We start from the raw sequence: 242 nt of genomic DNA on the forward strand, positions 1-242 counted from the left end.
CTCGTGACGGTTGAGGAGGTCGACTGACATGGCGGAGAACAACCCGCTGAAGGTCCACAACCTCCGTCCTGCCCCGGGCGCCAAGACCGCCAAGACCCGTGTGGGTCGTGGTGAGGCGTCCAAGGGTAAGACCGCTGGTCGTGGTACCAAGGGCACGAAGGCCCGTTACCAGGTTCCGGAGCGCTTCGAGGGCGGCCAGATGCCGCTGCACATGCGCCTCCCGAAGCTGAAGGGCTTCAAGA

At 64.9% G+C, this 242-nt stretch carries 1 protein-coding gene; it reads left to right on the forward strand.

Annotated features, from left to right (window positions below):
* Window positions 1-28: 28 nt before the first annotated feature.
* Window positions 29-242: 50S ribosomal protein L15 (rplO, locus tag F1003_RS19150; RefSeq protein WP_155090383.1), on the forward strand; the 214-nt coding region annotated here is incomplete at its 3' end.

It is taken from the genome of Winogradskyella ouciana, from assembly GCF_009709615.1.
In the GTDB taxonomy this organism is placed as follows: domain Bacteria; phylum Bacteroidota; class Bacteroidia; order Flavobacteriales; family Flavobacteriaceae; genus Winogradskyella; species Winogradskyella ouciana.